The sequence below is a fragment of the Pseudogemmobacter lacusdianii genome (genome assembly GCF_030848395.1).
Classification (GTDB): Bacteria; Pseudomonadota; Alphaproteobacteria; order Rhodobacterales; family Rhodobacteraceae; genus Pseudogemmobacter; species Pseudogemmobacter lacusdianii.
The window spans coordinates 38,661-45,940 of sequence record NZ_JAVDBT010000020.1; the positions used below are offsets into that span (position 1 = coordinate 38,661).

Genomic DNA, 7,280 nt, shown 5'->3' on the forward strand with positions numbered 1-7,280 from the left:
CGGCATTAGGGCCTTGCGAAAAGTTGCAGAGCAGGCAGCAGCAGAGCGGCCAAGACGGCGGCAAAGGCCAAGGCGTCAAAGCGGTCCAGAAGACCACCATGCCCCGGGATCAGCCCCGAGGAATCCTTCACACCCGCCCGCCGCTTGATCGCCGATTCCGCGATATCGCCCAGCTGGCCCGCGAAAGCCACGAGCGGTGAGACCCAGAGGAGCGCCGCCGCGCCGTATCCTGCCTGCCAAAAGCCAAGCCCCACCAAAGCAGCGCAGATCCAACCCGCCACTGTGCCCGACCAGGTCTTCTTCGGGCTGACCTTGGGCCAAAACTTCGGACCGCCCAGCAACCGCCCAGCGAAATATCCCGCCACATCCGACAAAATCACCACGGCCAAAAGCCAAAGCACCGGCACAAGACCCGCCGATTGGCGCAAAGCCACCAAGGCCCAGCCGGTGGCCAGAATGATCAGCGCATAGACGAAGAAAACCGCAGCGTCGCGGCGCGGTGCCACCAGCCCAATCAGCGGCGGCAAAAGCAACAGCGGCACGACATAGAAATGAGGAACAAACAGGTTCAGCGCCAAGACCGTCGCCGCCAAAAGCCCCAGAAGCAGCGAGGCATCATAGCCCTCGCCCTTGGTCATCCGCGCCAATTCCCACGTCATCAGGCCTGAGCAGATGATCGCGAACAGCGCAAACGGCAGGCCCCCGACCCAGATCGCACTGCCACCCACGGCCAAAAGCACCGCAGCGGAAAGAATGCGCGGCGCCAGATCGCCCCATTTCGAGGCCACAGCCGTCATGTTTTTACGCCTCCAAAGCGCCGCTCGCGATTGCCATAACGGCCAAGGATCGCTGCCAGTTCTTCCGGCGAGAAATCGGGCCAAAGCGTCTCGGTGAATTCATATTCGGCATAAGCCGCCTGCCAAGGCAGGAAGTTCGAGGTCCGCGTCTCGCCCGAGGTGCGGATCACCAGATCCGGGTCTGGGAAGCCGCCGGTATCTAGGCGCGCGGCAAAAGCGGCTTCGGTCAAAGCGGAAGGATCAAAGCGCCCCTCGGCCACCTCTTGCGCCAAGCTACGGCTGGCACGGATGATTTCATCACGGCCACCGTAGTTGATCGCGACCGTTAAGTTCAGCCGGGTCAGATGGGCCGTGCGCGCCTCGATCCCCGACATCAACCGCTGCAGCTTTGGCGCCAGCCGCGTGCGGTCACCGATGAAACGCATCCGCACCCCTTCGGCCGCCATTGCTGCAGCCTCACGCTGGATGTAGCGCGCGAAGATCGCCATCAAGCCCAGCACCTCTTCGGTGCTGCGCTTCCAGTTTTCGGTCGAAAACGCATAAAGCGTCAGCCAAGAGATGCCGATATCGGGGGCCGCGCGGACGATTTCTTTCACCCGCTCGGCGCCCTTGCGATGCCCCACCAACCGCGGCCAGCCCTTTTGCGTCGCCCAACGGCCATTGCCATCCATAATGATCGCAACATGGCTGATGGCGCGGCCAGCGCTGTCTGCGGAGGTTTGCGGCATCGCTCTTCGTCCTAGACCTGCATGATCTCTTGTTGCTTGGCCTCAAGCACTTGGTCCACCAATTTGATGAATTTATCGGTGGTTTCCTGCACTTCTTCTTCCCAGAACTTGGCATCATCCTCGGAAAGCGACTTGGCCTTGGCCTTTTTGATCTGGTCCATACCGTCGCGGCGCAGGTTGCGGATCGCGACCTTGGCCTGTTCAGAATATTGCGCGGCGACCTTGGTCAGCTCTTTGCGGCGCTGTTCGTTCAGCTCGGGGATCGGCAACATGATGATGGTGCCGTTGAGCTGCGGGTTGATGCCAAGGCCGGATTCGCGGATCGCCTTTTCCACCTTCCCCACCATGCCCTTGTCCCAGACGTTGATGGTGACCATCCGCGGCTCGGGCACGTTGACGGTGCCAAGCTGGTTGATCGGGGTCATCTGGCCATAGGCTTCCACTTGGATCGGCTCGAGCATGGTGCCCGAGGCGCGGCCGGTGCGCAGCGAGCCAAATTCGACGCGCAGGGCAGCGATCGCCCCTTCCATGCGCCGGGTGAGGTCAGCGGTGTCGATTTCAAATTCATCGGACATTGGGGTCTTCCCTTCGTGCTTTTTGCCCCTTCTATCGGGGACGCGCCGAAAATCAAAGCGGCTTGGCCCGCAGGCCGGGTTTGGAGACGATTTCTTTCAAAAAATCGTCACGGAGCCCGTGAGAGGCCCCGTTTCAAAGTTTTCAGGAGATCCGGCGCTCAGCTTTGAACGCGCGTATAGGTGCCTTGGCCAGCCAAAATGCCACGGAAACCGCCCGGCTCGTCCAGCGAGAAGACGATGATCGGCAGATGGTTGTCGCGGGCCAAAGCAATCGCGGTCGCATCCATCACGCCGAGATGCTTCTCCAGCGTCTCGTCATAGCTGACCACATCATAGCGCTTGGCATCGGCGTGTTTCTTGGGGTCTTTGTCATAGACGCCGTCCACCTTGGTGCCTTTGAACACCGCCTCGCAGCCCATTTCGGAGGCGCGCAAAGTTGCTGCGGTATCGGTGGTGAAATAGGGGTTACCGGTGCCGGCGGCGAAGATGCAGACGCGCTTTTTCTCCAAATGGCGCACGGCGCGGCGGCGAATATAGGGCTCGCAGACCTGATCCATCGGGATGGCGCTGATCACGCGAGTGAAGACGCCGATCTCTTCCAAGGCCGATTGCATCGCCAGCGCGTTCATCACCGTGGCGAGCATCCCCATGTAATCGGCCGTGGTGCGCTCCATCCCTTGGGCAGAGCCGGCGAGGCCGCGGAAGATATTGCCGCCGCCGATCACCATGCAGATCTCGACGCCAAGATCGCGGACCGATTTCACCTCTTGCGCGATGCGGGCGACGGTCGGCGGATGCAGCCCGTAACCTTGATCGCCCATCAGCGCCTCGCCCGAGATTTTCAGCATGACGCGGCTGTATTTCACGGGCTCGGCGGTGCCTGTGGTGGCGGCTGTCGACATGGTGGTTTCTCCCGGGGTCTGCGGTCTGTTTCGGTGGTCGCTTGGATTGCGCCGCAAAATGGGCGAAAAGCCCGGCAGGTTCAACTGGTGAACCGTCGGTCGGCGGGGGTTTCCCACCCCCGCACCCCCGTGGGATATTTGAAGACAGATGAAAGCCGCAGCTTTGCAGGGGATTTCGCGAGAGCGCCCGGTGCTGATCGCCGGGCCCACGGCCAGTGGCAAATCGGCCTTGGCGCTGGAACTGGCGGCGCGGGACGGTCGGACCGTGGTCAATGCCGATGCTTTGCAAGTCTATGATAACTGGCGAATTTTAACCGCACGACCTTCAGTTGCGGATGAGGCCTCCGCCCTGCATGCGCTTTATGGCCATATCGCGCGCGACGCTGAATGGTCGGTCGGCCATTGGCTGCGCGCGGTTTTACCGCTCCTGTCGCGCCCGGTGGTGATCGTCGGCGGCACCGGGCTTTACTTCACGGCATTGACCGAAGGGCTCGCCGATATTCCCGCCGTGCCCGCAGAGATCCGCAGCAAGGGCGATGCTTTGCGGCAGGCGGACTTTCCCGCGATGGTCGCCGCTTTGGATGCGCCGACCGCGGCCCGCACCGATCTGGCCAACCCGGCCCGCGTGCAGCGCGCTTGGGAGGTGCTGCAAGCCACTGGGCGCGGCTTGGCCGCTTGGCAGGCAGATACCCCCGCCCCGGCGCTTGCCCTGCCCAAAGCCGAGGCTTTGGTGTTGCGCCCAGAGGTCGATTGGCTCAACCGTCGCATCGACCAGCGCTTTGATGCGATGATCGCAGGTGGCGCGCTGGACGAAGTGCGGGCAGAGCTGCCTTATTGGGCGCCTGAGCGACCCTCGTCTCGCGCCATTGGCGCGCCGGAGCTGGTGGCGCATCTGCGCGGCGAGAGCGATCTTGATGAGGCGATCCGGGCTGGCAAATTGGCCTCGCGGCAATATGCCAAACGGCAAAGGACTTGGTTTCGCAGCCGCATGGAGGATTGGCAGGATATCGCCTTGGGCTAAGGCGCGGTCGCCTTGCCCGCAGGTCCTTCGGCTCATGCACAGGTTTATGCACAGCTTTCCGCCGCACCTGTGGATAACTTCCACATCAGCGCAAATTTTTGCTTTGGCCGCCCTGCCCGGCTTGGCTAACCTTCCCTGAAAGAACGGGGGCGACTTATCCCCTAAAGATCGATGCGGCCATGCAAGGTCGCCGTTGCAATGGGACAGGCGCGCAAGATGCAAGACAGCTCCTCAAGCTCGGGCCTTAGACTGGTCGCCATCCCCCGGCTCGTCGCCGCCGGTCGCTGGCGGGTCGAGGCGATGCGATCGCTTTCGGAACCTTGTCTGCTGTGGTTCACCAAGGGCCAAGGTCGCATCACTATCGCCGGTCTGACCCGCGGCTATACCGCGCATAATGCCGTCTTTATCCCTGCAGGTGTTATGCATGGGTTTGAGGCCAGCGCCTCGGTCTTTGGCACCGCCGTCTTCTTTGGTCGCGATTGTGCGGTGACGCTGCCAAAGCAGCCTGTGCATCTGCGTATCCGCGAGACCCAAGCTCAGCAAGAAATGAACCTTCTTCTCGACAACGTTCAGCGTGAGATGGAGGCCGACACCCCCGCCCATGACCGTGCCACCCAGCATTATCTGGGATTGATCGGCGTCTGGCTGGAACGGCAGAGCAAAAAAGCTGAAGCCGAGACACCGAAGCCCGATGCCACCCGCCGGTTGGTGGCGCGTTACACCGCTCTTTTGGAGCGCGACTTCCGCTCGGGCATGGGGGTTGCCGATTTCGCCGCCGCTTTGGGCGTGACGCCCACGCATCTCACGCGCTGCTGCAATGCGGCTTGCGGAAGGCCCGCTTCGGCGCTCTTGCAAGACCGACGGATCTTTGAGGCCCGCCGGATGCTCTCCGAGACCCGCACCCCGGTGGGCCGCATCGCCACCGACCTTGGGTTCAACTCGGCCGCTTATTTCACAAGAGCGTTCCAGCATCTCACGGGACGCTCGCCAAGCGCCTTCCGCCGCGCACCTTAGCGGCGCTTTAACGCCTTAATTCTTATCACATTCACCAGCGTACCCCTGCTGTATCTGCTCCCAGCGGAAGCGGCCTTGGCGCCCTGCAACAAGACCTCTTGGCTTGGCAGCGCCATAGGTCCGTCTCTGCGCCAGCCCAGATGGAGATTCGCGCCGGATACGCGATTTTACGCGTCTCAGTCATTGACGTACTGCCCGAAACCATGTGCAACTGTGGCTATCAGAGACGGCAAGTCGGCGTAAGACCGACGGCACGGGCGGCATTCGCCCCAGACCTCACCGCCCCTCTGCGACCGGTCGGCCATATTGGTCGAAATCGGATGACCTGACAGGGAGACTGATGATGAAAGACATGACGAACGCACTGCACCCCGCAGCGCAGATGTATGCCGAGGAAGTCAAAGCCGGCACTTTGTCGCGCCGCGAGTTCCTGACGCGCAGCACCGCTTTGGGTCTGACGGCGACGGCGGCTTACGGCCTGATTGGCCTTGTGGCCCCTGCCCCGGCAATGGCGGAAGCCCAAGCGGGCGGCACGCTGCGCATGAACCTTGAGATGCGCGGCCTAAAAGATCCCCGCACCGCCGACTGGAGCCAGATCGCCAACTTCACCCGCGGCTGGCTGGAATATCTGGTTGAGTATAACGCCGACGGCACCTTCCGCGGCATGCTGCTCGAAAGCTGGGACACCAACGAAGACGCCACCGAATACACACTGAAAGTGCGTCCGGGCATCAAATGGTCGAATGGCGATGATTTCACCGCCGAAGACGTGGTGCATAACTTCACCCGTTGGGCCGATGGCAATGTCGAAGGCAACTCGATGGCCGCGCTGATGGGGGGCATCCAAGACCCGGCCAGCAAAACCGCCCGCGCTGACGCCTTTGAGATCGTCGACCCGCTGACGCTGAAGGTGAAACTCTCGCACCCCGACATCGCGTTGATGGCCTCCGCCGCCGATTATCCGGCCGCCGTGGTTCACAAAAGCTATGACAACTCGGACCCTTCGGTGAACCCGATCGGCACCGGCCCCTTCATGCCGGAAAGCTTTGAGGTTGGCGTCAAAGGTGTGCTCGTCAAACGCGATGCGCCTTGGTGGGGCACGGATGTCTATGGCGGCCCCTATCTCGACCGGATCGAATATTTCGACCTCGGCTCGGACCCTTCGGCTTGGGTCGCAGCGGCGGGCTCGAGCGAGCTGGATGCCACCTACCAGACCCAAGGCGATTTCATCGAAATCTTCGACGGTCTGGGCTGGACCAAATCCGAGGCGATGACCTCGGCCACGCTCTCGATCCGCTTCAACCAGCTGGCCGACGAATACAAAGACGTCAACGTCCGCCGCGCCTTGCAATCGGCCGTCGACAATAACATCGTGCTGGAGCTGGGTTATTCGGGTCTGGGCCGCGTGGCCGAGAACCACTGCGTCTGCCCGATCCACCCCGAATATGCCGAACTGCCGCCGCTGGTCGTGGACCCGGCTGCCGCCAAGGCGGCGATCGATGCCGCAGGTATGGCCGACCATGAGTTCGAGCTGATCTCGCTCGACGATGACTGGCAGGCCGCAACCTGCGACGCCATCGCCGCGCAGATTCGCGATGCGGGCATCAAGATCAAACGCACCGTGATGCCGGGCTCGACCTTCTGGAACGACTGGACCAAGTTCCCGTTCTCGTCCACCGAATGGAACATGCGTCCGCTTGGCGTCCAGGTTCTCTCCACCGCCTTCCGCACCGGGGAAGCTTGGAACGAAAGCGCCTTCTCGAATGCCGAATTCGATGAGACGCTGAACAAGGCCCTTGCCATCGCCGACGCAGACAAGCGCCGCGAAGTGATGAAGCGTCTGGAAGAGATCTTGCAAGAACAAGGCGTGACCATCCAGCCTTACTGGCGCTCGCTCTTCCGCCACTATGATCCCAAGCTCGGCGGCATCGAGATGCATCCGACCTTCGAGCATCACCACTATAAGTGGCACTGGACGGCCTAATCACCCGTCGCTCCGCCCGCGCACCTTGCGGGCGGAGCAGCCCTAAGCCTTGCCTTTTTACGAGGGGCGCCTTGCGCCCTGCCTGTCCCGCGAGTGGGAAGGATGAAACATGCTTAGCTTTGTGATGCGCCGTATTGGCGTGATGATCTTGACAGCTCTGGCGCTGACCTTTGTAGTTTTTTACCTTACGAACCTGCCGCCGAACCTTGAAAAGCTTGCCAAATCAGAAGCTTCCGCGCGGATGACGGATGAGCAGGTG

General features: G+C 61.9%; 7 protein-coding genes and 1 pseudogene. 4 read left to right on the forward strand and 4 right to left on the reverse strand.

Features of this window, described 5'->3' with window-relative positions; genetic code table 11:
* Positions 1 to 5 precede the first annotated feature (5 nt).
* The 4 genes from Q9295_RS16700 to pyrH all read right to left on the reverse strand — a co-directional run bounded on the left by Q9295_RS16700 (position 6) and on the right by pyrH (position 3,002).
* On the reverse strand, positions 6 to 797 hold the full coding sequence (locus Q9295_RS16700) for a phosphatidate cytidylyltransferase (protein WP_306681731.1): 792 nt from the start codon (positions 795 to 797) through the stop codon (positions 6 to 8).
* The gene (gene uppS, locus Q9295_RS16705; protein WP_306681732.1) at positions 794 to 1,525 is read right to left on the reverse strand and encodes a polyprenyl diphosphate synthase; all 732 of its coding nucleotides are present in this window, start codon (positions 1,523 to 1,525) and stop codon (positions 794 to 796) included. Before uppS ends, Q9295_RS16700 begins: the two co-directional genes overlap by 4 nt.
* A gap of 11 nt (positions 1,526 to 1,536) precedes the next feature.
* Entirely contained in the window at positions 1,537 to 2,100 is a 564-nt protein-coding gene (gene frr, locus Q9295_RS16710) for a ribosome recycling factor (protein ID WP_306681733.1), read from the reverse strand.
* 158 nt (positions 2,101 to 2,258) lie between these two features.
* Positions 2,259 to 3,002: a UMP kinase gene (pyrH, locus tag Q9295_RS16715; protein ID WP_306681734.1), complete on the reverse strand. Its 744-nt coding sequence runs from the start codon at positions 3,000 to 3,002 to the stop codon at positions 2,259 to 2,261.
* Between the two features lie 148 nt (positions 3,003 to 3,150).
* Between pyrH and miaA the strand changes: the two genes are divergently transcribed.
* The 4 genes and pseudogenes from miaA to Q9295_RS16735 all read left to right on the forward strand — a co-directional run.
* A complete protein-coding gene (miaA, locus tag Q9295_RS16720) occupies positions 3,151 to 4,023 on the forward strand; it encodes a tRNA (adenosine(37)-N6)-dimethylallyltransferase MiaA (RefSeq protein WP_306681735.1) in 873 nt (290 codons plus the stop codon).
* 216 nt (positions 4,024 to 4,239) lie between these two features.
* Positions 4,240 to 5,037, forward strand: a complete 798-nt coding sequence (locus Q9295_RS16725; RefSeq protein ID WP_306681736.1) for a helix-turn-helix domain-containing protein — start codon at positions 4,240 to 4,242, stop codon at positions 5,035 to 5,037.
* A gap of 340 nt (positions 5,038 to 5,377) precedes the next feature.
* On the forward strand, positions 5,378 to 7,021 hold the full coding sequence (locus Q9295_RS16730) for an ABC transporter substrate-binding protein (protein WP_306681737.1): 1,644 nt from the start codon (positions 5,378 to 5,380) through the stop codon (positions 7,019 to 7,021).
* 109 nt (positions 7,022 to 7,130) lie between these two features.
* Positions 7,131 to 7,280: pseudogene (locus Q9295_RS16735) on the forward strand (ABC transporter permease); the annotation flags it as partial.

Bases quoted from the DNA above. Each gene is read 5' to 3' on its own strand.
- Q9295_RS16700 (WP_306681731.1), bottom strand. From the start codon at position 797: ATGACGGCTGTGGCCTCGAAATGGGGCGATCTGGCGCCGCGCATTCTT.
- uppS (WP_306681732.1), bottom strand. From the start codon at position 1,525: ATGCCGCAAACCTCCGCAGACAGCGCTGGCCGCGCCATCAGCCATGTT.
- frr (WP_306681733.1), bottom strand. From the start codon at position 2,100: ATGTCCGATGAATTTGAAATCGACACCGCTGACCTCACCCGGCGCATG.
- pyrH (WP_306681734.1), bottom strand. From the start codon at position 3,002: ATGTCGACAGCCGCCACCACAGGCACCGCCGAGCCCGTGAAATACAGC.
- miaA (WP_306681735.1), top strand. From the start codon at position 3,151: ATGAAAGCCGCAGCTTTGCAGGGGATTTCGCGAGAGCGCCCGGTGCTG.
- Q9295_RS16725 (WP_306681736.1), top strand. From the start codon at position 4,240: ATGCAAGACAGCTCCTCAAGCTCGGGCCTTAGACTGGTCGCCATCCCC.
- Q9295_RS16730 (WP_306681737.1), top strand. From the start codon at position 5,378: ATGATGAAAGACATGACGAACGCACTGCACCCCGCAGCGCAGATGTAT.